Annotated in this window: 11 protein-coding genes; 8 read left to right on the top strand and 3 right to left on the bottom strand. The window is 53.0% G+C overall.

Going from position 1 to position 16,375, the window contains the following annotated elements:
• Positions 1 to 28 precede the first annotated feature (28 nt).
• The 4 genes from AAC086_RS08815 (at position 29) to AAC086_RS08830 (ending at position 5,723) form a co-directional block, all read left to right on the top strand.
• Positions 29 to 2,065, top strand: a complete 2,037-nt coding sequence (locus tag AAC086_RS08815; RefSeq protein ID WP_339777810.1) for a tripartite tricarboxylate transporter permease — start codon at positions 29 to 31, stop codon at positions 2,063 to 2,065.
• A 61-nt stretch (positions 2,066 to 2,126) separates the two neighbouring features.
• The gene (locus AAC086_RS08820; protein WP_339777813.1) at positions 2,127 to 3,203 is read left to right on the top strand and encodes a tartrate dehydrogenase; all 1,077 of its coding nucleotides are present in this window, start codon (positions 2,127 to 2,129) and stop codon (positions 3,201 to 3,203) included.
• Positions 3,204 to 3,259: 56 nt separating this feature from the next.
• A complete protein-coding gene (locus AAC086_RS08825; RefSeq protein ID WP_339777816.1) occupies positions 3,260 to 4,597 on the top strand; it encodes a glycerate kinase in 1,338 nt (445 codons plus the stop codon).
• A gap of 49 nt (positions 4,598 to 4,646) precedes the next feature.
• Positions 4,647 to 5,723, top strand: a complete 1,077-nt coding sequence (locus AAC086_RS08830; RefSeq protein ID WP_339777820.1) for a tartrate dehydrogenase — start codon at positions 4,647 to 4,649, stop codon at positions 5,721 to 5,723.
• A gap of 104 nt (positions 5,724 to 5,827) precedes the next feature.
• On the opposite strand, the gene AAC086_RS08835 is transcribed toward AAC086_RS08830, so the two are convergent.
• The gene (locus AAC086_RS08835; protein WP_339777822.1) at positions 5,828 to 6,721 is read right to left on the bottom strand and encodes a LysR family transcriptional regulator; all 894 of its coding nucleotides are present in this window, start codon (positions 6,719 to 6,721) and stop codon (positions 5,828 to 5,830) included.
• A gap of 116 nt (positions 6,722 to 6,837) precedes the next feature.
• On the opposite strand from AAC086_RS08835, the gene AAC086_RS08840 reads away from it, so the two are divergent.
• Positions 6,838 to 8,001 (top strand): mandelate racemase/muconate lactonizing enzyme family protein, encoded by a 1,164-nt coding sequence (locus AAC086_RS08840; RefSeq protein ID WP_339777825.1) that lies wholly within the window; start codon positions 6,838 to 6,840, stop codon positions 7,999 to 8,001.
• 933 nt (positions 8,002 to 8,934) lie between these two features.
• Positions 8,935 to 9,348, top strand: a complete 414-nt coding sequence (locus AAC086_RS08845; RefSeq protein WP_339777828.1) for an H-NS histone family protein — start codon at positions 8,935 to 8,937, stop codon at positions 9,346 to 9,348.
• Positions 9,349 to 9,430: 82 nt separating this feature from the next.
• Here the strand turns inward: AAC086_RS08845 and AAC086_RS08850 are convergent, their stop codons facing one another.
• Both AAC086_RS08850 and AAC086_RS08855 read right to left on the bottom strand, forming a co-directional pair.
• A complete protein-coding gene (locus tag AAC086_RS08850) occupies positions 9,431 to 10,354 on the bottom strand; it encodes a response regulator (RefSeq protein WP_339777832.1) in 924 nt (307 codons plus the stop codon).
• Positions 10,347 to 13,682, bottom strand: coding sequence for an ATP-binding protein (locus AAC086_RS08855; protein ID WP_339777835.1), 3,336 nt, complete (start codon positions 13,680 to 13,682; stop codon positions 10,347 to 10,349). Before AAC086_RS08855 ends, AAC086_RS08850 begins: the two co-directional genes overlap by 8 nt.
• Positions 13,683 to 14,138: 456 nt before the next feature.
• Between AAC086_RS08855 and urtA the strand changes: the two genes are divergently transcribed.
• Entirely contained in the window at positions 14,139 to 15,341 is a 1,203-nt protein-coding gene (urtA, locus tag AAC086_RS08860; protein ID WP_339778408.1) for an urea ABC transporter substrate-binding protein, read from the top strand.
• Positions 15,342 to 15,439: 98 nt separating this feature from the next.
• On the top strand, positions 15,440 to 16,366 hold the full coding sequence (gene urtB, locus AAC086_RS08865; protein WP_339777838.1) for an urea ABC transporter permease subunit UrtB: 927 nt from the start codon (positions 15,440 to 15,442) through the stop codon (positions 16,364 to 16,366).
• Positions 16,367 to 16,375: the final 9 nt, after the last annotated feature.

Raw genomic sequence — 16,375 nt, forward strand, 5'->3', positions numbered from 1 at the left:
AAAAACGGGATCAGGGAGGTTTATCACCATGGAACTGCTTGGCTATTTGTTAAGCGCGCTAACGCCGCTCAATATTCTTATGGCGCTAGGGGGCGTGGTTCTTGGCACTGTCATTGGGGCATTGCCAGGTTTATCCGCCACCATGGCGGTGGCCGTTCTGGTCCCGTTTACTTTTACAATGGACCCCGCCACCGGATTAATTGCCCTGGGTGCGATCTATACCGGGGCCATTTATGGCGGGGCCTTTGCCGCCATTCTGGTCAATACACCAGGCACCCCGTCCGCCATTGCCACAACCTTTGACGGGTTTCCGATGGCCAAACGGGGTGATGGCAGCCTTGCCATCACACTGGCAACGCTATCTTCTGTTTTTGGCGGCCTTGTCGGCGGAATATTTTTGCTGCTGTTATCGCCACCGCTGGCCAAAATTGCGCTGGCCTTTGGCCCGCCCGAATATTTCTGGCTGGCCATGTTTGGCTTAACGCTTATTTCCGCCCTGTCGGTTGGCAATACCCTTAAGGGGCTGATGGGCGGCTGCTTTGGCCTGATGCTGGCGATGGTCGGGGTTGCGGTTGTCGGCGGTGATTTGCGTTTCACCATGAACAGCCAAATCCTGCTGGGGGGATTTGACATTGTTTCCGCCCTGATCGGCCTTTATTGCATTCCCGTTCTGATTGATCTGGTTGCCACCCGCGACCCGCATTTAAAAGTCGAAACCGGCAATCGCGGTATTCGCCTGGCCGAGGCCTTTGGCATTGCCTGGCACAGCAAATTTAACGTCATTCGCAGCGCGATTCTGGGCACCGTGATTGGCGTTCTGCCCGGTGCGGGCGGGTCGGTGGCCGGGCTGGTTTCCTATTCCGAAGCCCGCCGGTCCTCAAAACACCCGGAACGGTTTGGCACGGGCGAACCAAATGGGGTTATCGCCACCGAAACCGCCAATAATGCCACCGTGGGCGGCGGATTTATTCCGACATTGGTTTTGGGCATTCCCGGCACCCCGCCCGATGCCATTATCCTTGGGGCCCTTCTGGTTCACGGGTTTAAAATCGGGCCAACACTTTTTACCCAGCAAGGCGAAATTGTTTACACCTTCATTTTCGGTTTGCTGATTGCCACCTTGCTGATGTTGCCTGCCGGGTTGCTGATCGGGCGCTATGCTTATAAGTCGATTGCATCGATCCCCAAAACCATGCTGGTGCCGACCATTGCGTTCCTGACAATCATTGGCAGCTTTGCCATTCACAGCAACATCCACGATGTGCAAATGATGTTTGGCCTGGGCATTGTCGGCTGGATTTTAAACCGCTGCGGTTTTGCCCCCTCCCCCATCGTTTTAGGGCTGGTTCTGGGCCAGATCGCCGAACAGGGTTTTGTGCAATCCTATCTGATTGGCAATGCACGCGGCGATATTTTGGGCATGTTTTTCACCCGCCCCATTAGTGTTGGCATTATCGCCCTTGCCGCCTTTACCCTGCTGTATCCGTTTTACGCCCACCACAAAAAAAACCTCATCCTTGCAAAACTGGCGGTCGAAAACCCCGGCACCGACATTATGGGCGATGCAGAGGCGTCGGCCACCATTCCCAAAACCGGCTTGCTGAGCCAGCCGCGCGATATGGCCGGAACTATCGTTGCTTTGGTCCTGATGGTTATGTGTGCCTGGGCGCTTAGCCAAACCCCGGCCATGACGCCGATGGGGTCGGTTTTTCCCACCACCATTGCCTTGGTGTTGCTTGTTTTTGCTGGCTTTTTTGTTGGCATCAATATTCTACGTAAAAACGGCCCGCGCCCCTCCGATCCGGCCAGCACAGCGGAATCCAGCTCGCGGCGCATTGGCCTTGTGGTTGCCATGGGGCTGTGGATTGCCGCCATTCCGTTGATCGGATTTCTGGCCGCAGGCATCATCGCGTTTTTCGCCTTGGTCGCCATCGCCAATTATGACGGCCTGCCCGCAAAATCCATCATCCTTCACCTGCTGTCGGGATGCGTCATTGTCAGCGCAATGTATGTCCTGATGGCCGAAATCTTGCTGATCCGTATGCCACAAGGAATTTTGTTCTAGGCACGTCCAGGCATTGGCAGACCACCCAAAACCGAAACACAGCAAACACAAGAGACTGAACATGAAGAATTATCATATTGCGGCCATCCCCGGCGACGGGATCGGCAAAGAAGTTATTGCGGCCGGAATTGAGGTTTTAACCACCCTGGCACAGCGCGATGGCAAATTTGGCGTTTCGTTCGACCAGTTCGATTGGGGATCGGATTACTACAAACAGCATGGCCTGATGATGCCCGCCAATGGCCGTGACCAGATTGCCCATCACGATGCCATTTATTTTGGCGCTGTTGGCGCCCCTGATGTGCCCGACCACATTACATTATGGGGCCTGCGCCTGGCAATTTGCCAGCCGTTTGACCAATATGCCAATGTGCGCCCGACCCGCATTTTACCGGGCATTCAAAGCCCGCTCCGCAATGTCAAACAGGGCGATCTGGACTGGGTGATCGTGCGTGAAAATTCCGAAGGCGAATATGCCGGTCAGGGCGGGCGTTCGCACGTTGGCCTGCCCGAGGAAGTCGCGACCGAGGTGTCGATTTTCACCCGCGCCGGTGTCACCCGGATCATGAAGTTTGCCTTCGATCTGGCCCAGTCGCGCCCGCGCAAAAAGCTGACCGTGGTAACCAAATCCAACGCGCAGCGCAACGGCATGGTGATGTGGGACGAAATCGCCGCCGAAGTGGGCCGCGATTACCCCGAGGTCGAATGCGACAAAATGCTGGTCGATGCCATGACCATGCGCATGACCTTAAAACCCGACACGCTTGACACCATCGTTGCCACCAACCTGCATGCCGATATTTTGTCCGATCTGGCCGCTGCATTGGCCGGGTCGCTCGGCATTGCCCCCACCGCCAACCTGAACCCGGAACGCAAATTCCCCTCGATGTTTGAACCCATTCACGGGTCGGCCTTTGATATTACCGGCAAAGGCATTGCCAACCCCGTCGCCACATTCTGGAGTGCGGTGATGATGCTGGAACATCTGGGTGAACAGGCCGCTGCCGACCGGCTGATGCGCGCGATTGAACGTGTCACTGCCAACCCCGACCTGCACAGCCCTGATCTGGGCGGCAAAGCCACCACGCGCGAAGTGACCGATGCCGTTATTGCCGCCATCATGGGCGACAACAGCTAATCGTTTTCAAGCTGGCTCCGCGCCTAAAATCCACCAAACCCGCAGGCAAAATATCGATGACACCGCCTTTTGACTTTTCTGAAAAAACAACAGCTTATGACCTGTCATCCCCCGATGACATTCGTCACTTTCTGGACGTTTTGTTTCGCACGGCCATCAAGGCGGCCGACCCGGCATTTTGCCTGCCTCCGCACCTGCCAAATCCGCCTGCCAACGGCAAAACCGTCGTTATCGGGGCAGGCAAGGCCGCTGCGGCAATGGCAAGCGCGCTGGAACAATATTGGGGCAACAATACCGATCTGTCTGGCGTCGTGGTCACACGCTATGGACATGAAGTTCCGACCCGTAAAGTTCGCGTTAGGTCGGCATCGCACCCGGTGCCCGATGCTGCCGGAATTGCCGCCACTCGTGAAATTTGCAATGCGGTGCAAAACCTGTCCGCCAACGATCTGGTTATTTGCCTCATATCTGGCGGCGGGTCAGCATTACTGGTCGATCCAATTGCCCCGATTACCCTTGATGAAAAGCAGACCTTAAACCGCGATTTGTTAAAATCAGGTGCCAGTATTTCGGAAATGAATTGTGTAAGGCGGCATATATCGCAAGTCAAAGGCGGCAAACTGGCGGCACTTTGCCATCCGGCGCGGGTCATGATGTATGCCATTTCCGATGTGCCGGGCGATGCTTTTCTCGATATTGCATCCGGCCCGACCATTGCCGACCCGACCACCTGCGACGATGCACTGGCAATTTTGCAGCATTACAACATCGACACTGCCCCCTCGATTTTAAACGTGTTGCGCAACGGGATTGGTGAAACCCTCAAACCCGGCGACCCCCGTTTACACAACGTTACCTGCCACATGGTCGCCACCCCGCAAATGGCACTGGAAGCCGCGGCAAAAATATGTGCCGATCACGGCATTTCCGCCCATATTCTGGGTGACAGCATTGAAGGCGAGGCCCGCGATGTGGCACATGTGATGGCAGGTATGGCCCGACAAGTGCAAAAATATGGCCAGCCTTTTCACGCGCCCTGCATCCTGTTATCGGGCGGTGAAACAACCGTCACCGTCCGGGGCAACGGGCGCGGCGGGCGCAATGTGGAATTTTTAATGGCGCTGGCAAACATCCTGAACGGGCAACCTGGCATTTATGCCATCGCCGGCGATACCGACGGCATTGATGGCATCGAAGAAATTGCCGGTGCCATTATCACGCCCAACACCCTGAAGCGTGCCCGCCAGAAAAACATCAACATCAAGGACCAGTTGGCCAACAATAACGGCCACGGCTTTTTTGAAAAATTGGGCGATAGCATTATCACCGGCCCGACCCTTACCAATGTGAATGACTTTCGTGCCATTCTGATTACCGACCCAATACCTTTATAACCAGCCCACACCCCCGCCATCCCGATCAAACGATACAGGAAAAACCACCATGTCGCATAAAACCCATAGAATTGCCGTCATCCCCGGCGACGGAATTGGCAAAGAAGTCGCCCCGGAAGGCGTTCGGGTGCTAAAAGCCACGGCAAAAGCCTTTAATATCGACCTTCATTTCGATGATTTCGATTTTTCCAGCTGCGACTATTACGCCCAACACGGCCAGATGATGCCCGATAACTGGAAAGACCAGGTCGGCAACCATGATGCCATTTTTTATGGTGCCGTTGGCTGGCCCGCCACGGTGCCGGACCACATTTCATTGTGGGGGTCGTTGATCCAGTTTCGCCGCGAATTTGACCAATATGTCAGCCTGCGCCCGGCGCGCCTGATGCCTGGTGTGCCCTCGCCGCTGGCCGGGCGCAAACCTGGCGATATTGATTTTTATGTGGTGCGCGAAAATACCGAAGGCGAATATTCATCGGTCGGCGGCAAGATGTTCCCTGGTACCGACCGCGAAGTGGTGATGCAGGAAACGGTTATGACCCGCACCGGTGTTGACCGTATTTTGAAATACGCGTTCGATCTGGCCCAAAAACGCCCGCGCAAACGCCTGACATCGGCGACCAAATCCAACGGCATTGCCATTACCATGCCCTACTGGGATGAACGCGTTGTCGAAATGGCCAAGAACTACCCCGATATCACCTGGGATAAATACCATATCGATATTCTAACCGCCCATTTCGTGCTCAACCCGGACCGCTTTGACGTGGTTGTTGCCTCCAACCTGTTTGGCGATATTTTATCCGACCTTGGCCCGGCCTGCACGGGGACCATCGGCATTGCGCCCTCGGGCAATATCAACCCCGAAGGCAAATTCCCGTCCTTGTTCGAGCCGGTCCACGGATCGGCCCCCGACATTGCCGGGCAAGGCATTGCCAACCCGATTGGCCAGATCTGGGCCGGGGCCATGATGCTGGACCATTTGGGACATGCCGACGCCCATGACGCCATCCTGCGTGCCATTGAAAGTGTTCTGGTCGATGAAAACCTGCGCACCCGTGATCTCGGTGGCAAGGCCGATACCATCACCTGCGGCAAGGCAATTGCCGATGCGATTTGCGCATAATTCCGGCCAAACCGGCAACGCCTGAAACATCTCGGCCCGGTCGCCATCCTGCGGTATCCGGGCCGGGCATGGTCAAGGTGGCCAACGCCACTGCCCTTGCCCCGTCAGGAACGGCCCTGTTTCAAGACCAACTGCCAAAAACCCTCGATCATCGGACTTTGGCGGCTGGCCGGGCGGAACAACCGGATTTCGATGGGGATGATCAAATCTTCTCCGCCAAAAGGCACCAGCCGCCCGGCGGCAATATCGTTTTGTACCAATGTTTCAGGCAACCACGCCACCCCGGCCCCGGATCGCGCCATGGACTGCAAAGTGGCCGCCAAATGCGATGTAAAACTTTCACGCAAGGCAAAGGATGGGGCGTTATCGGCCCAACTGGCCCGCATAATGCGCCCCAGGCCCGATTCCCGGCGATAAGCCAGCCACGCCACATCCCCCTCCAACGCGCGCGCCTTTTGACCGAAACCCGGCGCGCAAAGCGGCATCAAGCGGTCCTTACCAATCACCACACTTTTGAACTGCCCGGCGGCCAGGTTACTTTGCATTTTGCGGTGAAAATGGGCCAACAAAAATTGCGCATCGCCGCGTTGCATCACCTGTTCGCAGGCCTGCATGCTGTCTGATATCAGGTTAAGGGTGCCAAGCGACATTAACTGCCCCATTTCCTGCATCCAACCGGGAAAAAAGGTAAATGACAAAGCATGGGTGGCCGCAAACCCCATCGCCGCCTTGTTTTGCCCCGCCACCTCGCAGGTTTCCCGGCGCAATTGCAAAACAGACCGGGTTAAGGCTTCTGCCTGATTACGAAAATGCAACCCGGCCGGGGTTAGCGACACATCGTGGGTGGTGCGCTCAAATAACGGCGTACCAACCCAGTTTTCAAGCGCGCGGATCCGGCGGCTAAAAGCGGGTTGGGTAATGTTGCGCGCCTGTGCTGCCCTGGAAAAATTAAGGCAGTCTGCCAGTGCGATGTAATCTTCAAACCAGCGCAATTCCATTTGGTAATGCCGTTTTTGTATAACAAAACACCACAATGGCATTGGTCATCCCATTGGCACAAGGCCTAAAATCGCGACATCAAACAGGTTAAACCAGTACAACAGGGCCAATTGTTATGCGTATTCTTGATGTTGTCGAAATCACCCAACCCATCGCATCGCCCATTCGTAATGCCTATATCGATTTTTCCAAAATGACAACCAGCCTGGTTGCCGTGGTAACCGATGTGGAACGCAAGGGCCGCCGCGTTGTCGGCTACGGGTTTAATTCGAATGGCCGTTATGGTCAGGGCGGGCTGATCCGTGAACGGTTTCGCGATCGTATTTTACAGGCCGACAAGAACAGCCTGCTTAACGATACCGGCGATAACCTGGACCCGCATAAAATCTGGTCGGCGATGATGCAAAACGAAAAACCCGGCGGGCATGGTGAACGCTCCGTCGCGGTGGGTACCATCGACATGGCGGTGTGGGATGCGGTGGCCAAAATTGCCGACAAACCCCTGTTTCGCCTGCTGGCCGAACAAAACGGCGTAAAAGCCGATCCGCGCGTGTTTGTTTATGCCGCAGGCGGTTATTATTACCCTGGCAAGGACTTAGGTGCACTTCGCAATGAAATGCGCGGCTATCTTGATCGCGGCTACAATGTGGTTAAAATGAAAATCGGTGGTGCCGACATTGATGAAGACCAGCAACGGATCGAAGCCGTACTGGAAGAAATCGGCTCGGAAGCCCAATTGGCCGTCGATGCCAATGGCCGGTTCGATTTGGAAACCGGCATCGCCTATGCCAAAATGCTGCGGCAATATCCGCTGTTCTGGTACGAGGAAATTGGCGACCCGCTGGATTATCAGCTTCAGGCGGCAATGGCCGAATTTTACCCCGGTGCGATGGCAACCGGCGAAAACCTGTTTTCCCATCAGGATGCGCGCAATTTACTGCGTCATGGGGGAATGCGGCCAGATCGCGACTGGCTGCAATTTGACTGTGCACTGTCTTATGGGCTGGTGGAATATCTGCGCACCCTTGATGTCATCAAACAGGCGGGCTGGTCGCCCAAACGCTGCATTCCGCATGGCGGGCATCAAATGTCGCTTAACATTGCCGCAGGTCTGGGGCTTGGCGGCAACGAAAGCTATCCCGACCTGTTTCAGCCCTATGGTGGCTTCCCTGACAGCGTGAAGGTCGAAGACGGTTACATCACCATGCCCGAATTGCCCGGCATCGGCTTTGAAGGCAAGTCCGATCTGATCCGCATCATGCGCGACCTTGCCCAATAAAATAACACGAACGCAACGCGTGACGTAAACCGGACGACAAAAAAGAAAGGCGCGCCAGGCAAGCGTGCCTTCCTTTGTATTTTGCGTTTTCAGCCTGCGCTATAAGCGCTGTATTCCAACCCTGAATGTTTAGCGCGCCAAAACCTCGGTCGCAAAATTCACAATCCGCATGTTTTCCGACACGCCTGATGTGAGGCTGATCTAACGGCCTGCAAAATCTATACTTTTATCGCGAAAGATCAATCAAACCCCAGAGTGGGTAAATGACAAAGTTCAATGGGTTAAATAGCAAAGACCATCTGCGTCTTTGATTTTCTTTCCGGTGTTTGCCGTCAATCAGTTGCCGCTGCATAAAATGATGAAACTTATACAGTTTCAGACCGCACATAAATCTGATCATTCACAAAAAAAACAGCCCGGCTTGCAAGATGCATCTGAACTATAAGGTGGGTCGAAAGTTATGACTTAATTCGTGTTTTAGCACTTCCCACCCAAAATTCACTATACTTATATACAGTATAGCTAATCCCATCACCCGCCCCTTCCGCAAAGACGGGCAGATCAGCATAACATTTTGGTATTACCACTTATAGCGATTGAAAATTCGAACTATTTTTAACCGAATATATTAACCTTTCAAAATGAAAGCAGATCCTCCCGGCTCAGGATCAACGCGTAATTTTCCAAGCCTTCCTGTCATATTTTTCACTTTGAACGGCTTTCAACAAGCCCATCAGCCATGTTGTTGCTCAATTTCCAGTAGATGAATTTAAGATTGTCTTGTGGACAACGGTTGCAATTCAAAATAAAATAAACAATTTAAAGTACTGTCCATTTTTCATATGATCAAACCACCTGCTACCAAAACGTCTTGCCCATCGGAAGAATAGGTACTATGTAGGTTCACGAAATAATTCTTTTCAGGAGAAAATAATGACCAAAATCGATATTTCGCAATTAAGTTATAAAGAACTTCGCGATCTGATGGAGCAAACCGAAGAAGAAGTTGAAAGCCGCAAAGAACAGGCGATCAAGGAACTTCGTGCTGAGTTCAACCAAAAGCTTCACGATGCCGGTTTTTCAATTCGCGAACTGTTCCCGGACGTTTTTAAAATGACGGTCGAGAGTTCATCTGCCCCGACCAAAAACAAGCAGTCAACGCCGCCAAAATACCGTAACCCTGAGAACCCCGAAGAAACCTGGACTGGCCGTGGCCGCGTCATTGGCTGGGTTCTTAAGCTGGCTGAGGAAAAAGGCACCACTGTTGATGCCATCAAAACCGATCCGGCTTACCTTAACCCGGACCACCCCAATTATAAGATCCATGTCGCTGACCTGGAAAAATAAGATCAAGGCCCCCAAACCGGGGGCCTTTTTAAATGCCTGAAAACCGCAAAAAATACCAAACCATCTCGACATCAATCGATGTTTAATCCCGCCAGAGAACACGTACCGACATGGTCGCAGCGGCGGTTCTGTTTTCCACGGCAAGTTTAACAAATATCTGTTCGAGATGCTTGTTCACCGTTCGAGGCGACATATCAAGAATTTCGGCAATTTCCTTATTCGACTTGCCATGTGTTACCCATAACAGAACTTCAGCTTCCCGGAAGGTCAGATTAAAAGCTGTGGCTAATTGTTCCTCGTCCGATCCTTTTTGGCCATCAATCAGGCGGATCAGCTTTTCAACACCTTCCCCTTCATCCAACAGACGAAATTCTATTTCCGCACCATTGCGTGAAAACTGGAACACCCCGGGAAGACCGCTGCCACCTGCATCGGAATGATCCCCAAAAAGATGATCAACGATCTCCCATGGGAGCCGGGCGGCCTCGTCGCACCGTAAACCGGCATAGCGCATCAATTCGCCTGCCTGCGGTGTTGCCCACAAAATGGCGCCAGACGGGTCACAGGCAACAATGCGCCGCCCGGTAGAATCCAGCGCCTTGCGGGCCGAACGCGCGCGCCGTGCATTGGCCAAATGCACCCGAATACGCGCAAATAACTGATCAAGGATCACGGGCTTGGCAACAAAGTCCACCCCGCCAGAGGCCAGTGCGCGAACAACATGTTCACTTTCACGAAAGCCGGTCATGAAGATAACCGGGACATCTTCACATCCTTTTTCCGATTTCAAAACGCGGCAGGTTTCAAAACCGTCAATGCCCGGCATCATCGCATCCATCAAAACAAGATCAGGGATACGGTTTTCAACCAGGCCAAATGCCTGGCGGCCACTGGTGGCAACCTCAACATCCATTCCTTCCATGGAAAGGGCATCGGTCAGCATGGTTAAACTTTCCGGTGAATCATCGACCACCAGAATATGGGTTGGTACATTCAGGTCAGGCATCTTTCCGTCCGACCTCCTCAATCGCAGCTATGAAATCCTTCAGACGGAAGGACTTGGTCAGTTTCAACATATGCTGGCAAAATCTTGCCGTATCGGGATGTGACAATTCGATGTCTTTCAACGTCACTTCAATCGAGCGAATAAAACCAATCTGCCCCAGAGTGGTCAGTTGACGCAATTTGTCCGGTGGGGGAATTTCGTGACTTTCAAAGCAAGGTGCCACGACATCCTCGCCCCCTTCGCCGTTATCTTCATAAACCCAGGACAGGGACATCAGGCTGGCAAGGTGATCAAACAGGTCATCAAGCTTAAAGGGTTTGACCAGATAACTGTCATAAAGCAGCTTGAATTCCTGATTGGTGCGCTCGGGACCGGCGTCGGCCGATATCATCAAAATCGGAACCTTGAAATCCATGCCCTGTCGCACCCGTTTTGCCACTTCCCATCCCGAAAGCCCCGGCATGGCAATATCAAGAATAATCAGATCAGGCCGGTTAAGGGCAATCGCTGACAAACAGGCATGACCATCGGTTGTCAGCACAACGTTAAAGCCAAGCGGCAAAAGCGCGTCTTCCAGCAACGCACGCTGATCGGCATCATCATCAGCCACCAAAATGGTCCGGGGTGGCCCGGCATAGCCGGTTATAGCCTGATAAGGGCGAATTTTCTTGTTTGGCTCGCCGGTTGAAGACAGCATTAAACGGATGACAAACCGCGTGCCCTTGCCCGCCTCGCTTGTAACAGCAAGGTCGCCGCCCATAATTTCAACCAGCAACTTGGTAATCGTCAGCCCCAGCCCGGTACCGGGGGTTTGCGCCATACCGATGGGTTGTTCGGCCCGTTCAAACGGCAGAAAAATACGTTCAATGTCTTCCTCGGCAATACCAATTCCGGTATCGCGAATGTCAAATGTTGCAATCTGATTGCTATAACTGACCGAAAAACTGACCGTCCCGCGATGGGTAAATTTAATCGCATTCGACAGCAGATTGATCAAAACCTGCCGCAAACGTTTTTCATCGGTATAAACATAAGACGGGATCGCCGATATGGGCTGAAACTCAAAGGCAATGCCCTTGCTTTGCGCCATCAGGGTAAACATGTCGACGATCTGGTCCAAAAACGGGCGCAGGGCTGTTTTATATCGATATATCTCCAGCCGTCCGGCCTCGATTTTGGAAATATCAAGCAAACCCTCGATCATGTCGGCCAGATGTTCGCCGCTGCGTTTTATGGTTTGCGCCGCATTAAGAATATAAGGCGGCTGCCCGCCCGATTGACGTTCCAGTAATTGGGCATATCCCAAAATGGCACTTAACGGTGTGCGCAATTCATGACTAAGGCCAACCATATATCGGCTTTTGGCCAGATTGGCCGATTCTGCGGCTTCTTTTGCCTGTTTTAACTGACGGTCGGTTTCGTTATGGGCGGCGATTTCATCCATTAAAAGCCCGGTATGGCGGCGGGCTTCTTCTTCGGCAAAACGCCTATTTTCCTGGGCCAGAACAAATAACCAGACCACAATGCCCGATATGACAAAAATAATGACAAACAATTTGGTTAATGTCAGCTCGATAAGATCGATCGAATTACGGGCATCCAGGCGGGTTTCAAAATAAATCAGCCAGAAAACCAGCCCCAAAACCCCGGTCACTGTCAGCAGCATTCCCAGATAATGGGCGATACGGGTATTCACCCACCTTCCAACACCGGCTGAAAAATGGGTTGTGGCAAAGGTTCGCAATTGCCCGGAAAACCGGCCATGGGGTTTACACATGTCATGGCAGCGCGAATCAAGCGAACAACATAACGAACAGATCGCCCCGGAATAAGCCGGGCAATATGCCATGTCTTCGCGATCAAAGCGGTGTTCGCAAATACAGCACGCTTCAATGTCGCCCGTCGCCCAGTCTGTTGCCGTGCTGCGCGCCAGATAATACCGGCTTTTGGTCAGAACCGCGATCACGGGCACCAGCACAAATGCCGATATCAGCGCCACATAGGAATACAGCTTTGATATCGTCTCGCCAAACAAACCGGAATAGGCCAGCAAGGCCAGCAAAATGGCAATGCTCATGGCACCACAGCCAACCGGGTTCACATCATAAAGATGGGCCCGTTTAAATTCGATATGGCGCGGGGCCAGACCAAACGGTTTATTGATCACCAAATTTGAAACAATGCACGCCATCCAGGCAACCGCAGCAATCGAATACAGGCCCAGAATATGTTCAAACGCCCGATAGACGCCAAACTCCATTAACAACAGGCCGATCAGCACATTAAAAACCAGCCAGACAACCCGGCCAGGGTGGCTGTGCGTCAAGCGGGAAAAAAAGTTCGACCAGGCAATTGATCCGGCATAACTGTTGGTCACATTGATTTTTATCTGACAGATCACGACAAAAATGCCGGTCAGGCCAAGGGCAAGTTCTGGCGATGCCAGCATCTTTTGAAAAACATTCAGATACATACGCGTGGGATCAGCGGCATCAGCAAAGGTCACGCCACTTTGAAAGGCAAAAAAGGCCAGAAATGACCCCGCCAGAATTTTAAGCGCCCCGATCACGATCCAGCCGGGCCCGGCGCTGAGTAATGCTGTCCACCATGCAAACCGGTTACGATGGTCCTTGCGGGGTAAAAACCGCAAAAAGTCGACCTGTTCGCCGATTTGCGCCACCAGCGAGAACAACACCGCCGATGCCGCCCCGAAGGATGCAATCGAAAACGCCCCGTCAATTGGCCCAAATAATCCGGTATAGCCCGTCCATTGCCGCACACTTTCGTGGCTGTTAAGGGCGACAAAAACAAACGGGGCAATTTGCAAAATCACCCAGAACGGCTGGGTCCATGCCTGAAACTTGTTGATAAAGGTAATGCCATGCGTCACCAGCGGGATAATGACCAGCGCACTGATAATATAGCCCAGCGACACCGGAATTCCGGCGCACAGTTGCAAGGCGGTTGCGACAATGGCGGCCTCAATCGCGAAAAAGATAAAGGTGAAACTGGCATAAATCAGCGATGTGATGGTCGAGCCGATATAGCCAAAACCGGCGCCCCGGCTGAGCAGGTCAATATCGACACCGAATTTCGCCGCGTTATAGGCGATCGGAATGCCCATCAGAAAAATAATGATCGCGGCCACAACAATCGCGCTGATCGCGTTGTGAAACCCGTAATTCAGCGTGATCGAGCCGCCAATGGCTTCAAGGGCCAGAAAAGACACCGCGCCAATCGCTGTATTGGCAATGCGCCAGCTTGAAAACCGCCTGACCTTATAGGCGGTAAACCGAAGCGCATAATCTTCAAGTGTCTGGTTTGCCACCCAGCGGTTATAGGTCCGCCTGATCCGTGGAATCCTGATTGTTGTTCCCAAAGCCTGTAGCCCGCCCTGCTTTTTGCAAATGCGAAATTCTCCCGGATGCACGATAACACATTCGCGAAAATTCCAGCTCTTTTCCCTGTGTGACAGTCCGTTCGATGATTTTTTGTATTTATTTTCATCTAAACCATCGGTGCTAAAAATGTGAAAAACAACAATGTTGCAAACAGTTGCCGCGTATCTTTTTCCAGCATGAAACGATGGTAGGGGTAAAATGCCCCATGGCATATACGTCAAATGCCCGATTGTTGCGTTGCAAAATTTCTGACGAACTAAGCCGCAGTTGGCACGCAGATAAGCCAGCACTGCTTAAAAAATCATATGTCAGAATGAGGCTTCGCAATGAGACAGAACATAACCTCTCGATTTTCCATAACACGCAGGGCGTTACTGGCCGGTATGGCTGTTCTTCCCGCCCTTACCTTTGCATCCGCGCCGCTTCGCGCCCAGGAAGTTGCGACCGCCGATGCCAACACCACCGGCCTGGCCGTTACCGACGATACCGTCAAAGTGGGTATCTTACATTCCATTACCGGCACGATGGCGATTAGCGAAACCGGCTCGGTCGAGGCGGAAAAACTGGCCATCGACCAGATCAATGCATCTGGCGGTGTTCTGGGTCGCAAGATCGAATATATCCAGGAAGACGGTGCATCGGACTGGCCGACCTTCGCTGAAAAAGCCAAAAAACTGTTGGTGGAAAATAAAACCGCCGCCGTTTTCGGCTGCTGGACATCGGCATCGCGCAAGGCTGTCTTGCCTGTTTTCGAACAATATAACGGCATGCTGTATTACCCGACCTTCTATGAAGGCCTCGAAGAATCGCCGAACGTCATTTACACTGGCCAGGAAGCAACCCAGCAGATCATCGCCGGGATTGACTGGGTTGTGCGTGAAAAGGGCGCGAAATCCTTTTATCTGCTGGGCTCAGACTATATCTGGCCGCGTACCGCCAACAAAATTGCCCGTAAACACATCGAAAAACTGGGTTTGAAGGTTTCTGGCGAAGATTATTACCCGCTGGGTAACACCCAGTTCAATTCCGTGATCAACAAGATCAAACTTAAAAAGCCTGATGTGATTTACGCCATCGTCGTTGGCGGCTCCAACGTTGCTTTCTACAAGCAGCTTAAAGCGGCCGGTATCGACATGTCGAAAGAAAAGCCGCTGTTGCTGACCATTTCGGTGACCGAGGATGAAGTCCTTGGCATTGGCGGCGAAAACATTGCCGGTGCCTATGCCGCGATGAAATATTTCGAAAGCCTGCCCAACGATAACAACAAGGCTTTCGTTGCCGCATTCAAGGAAAAATGGGGGGCTGACAGCGTGATTGGCGATGTAACACAGGCCGCCTATCTTGGCCCGTGGCTGTGGAAAGCTGCTGTTGAAAAAGCAGGCAGCTTTGACATCGACAAGGTGCGTGCTGCGTCACCGGGGATTGAACTGACCACCGCGCCCGAAGGCTATGTCCGTATCCACGAAAACCATCACCTGTGGTCGCGCACCCGCATTGGTCATGCCCGTGCCGATGGCCAGTTTGACGTCGTCTACGAAACCAAGGACCTGATCGAGCCAAATCCGTTCCCGGAAGGCTACCAGTAAGTCCCTGGTTTGCACCCCGCCATCCCGGTTTCTTTGCCGGGATGGCGTCCCCTTTCGGATGATTTTTCATCCCAACAGGTAACCGTGGTGAGGCGACAATGATCGGCGATTACACTTACACCGAATTTACATCCATTTTGGCCATGCAAGGCTTTGCCGGGCTGACGCTGTTTTCAGTCTTCGTTTTGATGGCGCTGGGGCTGGCGATCATTTTCGGCCAAATGGGCGTTATCAATATGGCGCATGGGGAATTCATGATCCTCGGCGCGTATATGACCTATCTCTGCTCGCAATTCTTCAGCGAATATCTGCCATCGCTGTTTTCGTTCTATTTTTTCTTCGCAATGATCCTGGCCTTTGCCGCGTCCTTCCTGTTGGGAATGCTGGTTGAATGGGGATTGATACGATTTTTGTATCGCCGCCCGCTCGACACGCTTTTGGCAACCTGGGGATTATCGCTGATCCTGCAACAGGCCTATCGCTCGATTTTCGGGGCGCGCGAAGTGGGCGTTACCCTGCCCGACTGGCTGATGGGGTCCATCGCGCTCACCGACATCATCGAAATTCCGATCAATGGTCTGTTTGTGATGGGATTAACCGCGCTAATAACTTTTGGCGTTTATTTCGGGATGTTCCGGTCGAACTGGGGCAAAAACATGCGGGCCGTTGTGCAAAACCGCACCATGGCCGGGGCTGTTGGCATCAACACCAAAATGGTTGACCGCATGACCTTTGGCCTTGGCTGCGGCATTGCCGGCATCGCCGGGTCGGCCTTTACCATGATCGGCTCTACCGGGCCAACCGCCGGGCAGCTTTATATCGTCGATACCTTCCTGATCGTTGTTTTTGGCGGGGCGGGCAGCCTGATTGGCACCATTGCATCGGCATTCTCGATCTCGCAGGCGCAATCGGCCATCGAGTTTTTCCTAAGCGGATCAATGGCCAAGGTTCTGACCCTGCTGACCGTCGTCGGTATCCTGATGCTGCGCCCGCAGGGCCTGTTCACCCTTAAGATCCGTCGTTGAGGAGGATGA

Source organism: uncultured Thalassospira sp. (genome assembly GCF_963976115.1).
In the GTDB taxonomy this organism is placed as follows: Bacteria; Pseudomonadota; Alphaproteobacteria; order Rhodospirillales; family Thalassospiraceae; genus Thalassospira.